The 548-nt window shown below is 53.8% G+C and carries 1 rRNA gene (running past one end of the window); it reads right to left on the bottom strand.

Annotation, left to right across the window (positions count from 1 at the left end):
• Window positions 1-548 (bottom strand): 23S ribosomal RNA (locus tag DCC82_RS17115) (its annotated part continues 669 nt past the right edge of the window); the annotation flags it as partial.

Here is a 548-nt window from a genome sequence, read left to right on the forward strand (position 1 = left end):
CGCTTCGGCGCGCTTAGAACGCTCCCCTACCGATGACCAATGGTCATCCCACAGCTTCGGTGGCACGTTTAGCCCCGGTACATTTTCGGCGCAGAGTCACTCGACCAGTGAGCTATTACGCACTCTTTAAATGATGGCTGCTTCTAAGCCAACATCCTGGTTGTCTGGGCAACTCCACATCCTTTTCCACTTAACGTGCACTTTGGGACCTTAGCTGGTGGTCTGGGCTGTTTCCCTCTCGACCACGGATCTTATCACTCGTAGTCTGACTCCCAAGGATAAGTCGTTGGCATTCGGAGTTTGACTGAGTTCGGTAACCCGATGAGGGCCCCTAGCTCAATCAGTGCTCTACCTCCAAGACTCTTCCCTTGAGGCTAGCCCTAAAGCTATTTCGGGGAGAACCAGCTATCTCCAGGTTCGATTGGCATTTCACCCCTACCCACACCTCATCCCCGCACTTTTCAACGTACGTGGGTTCGGGCCTCCAGTAGGTGTTACCCTACCTTCACCCTGGACATGGGTAGATCACCTGGTTTCGGGTCTACGAC

It is taken from the genome of Geobacillus sp. LYN3 (assembly GCF_003064505.1).
Lineage (GTDB): Bacteria > Bacillota > Bacilli > Bacillales > Anoxybacillaceae > Parageobacillus_B > Parageobacillus_B toebii.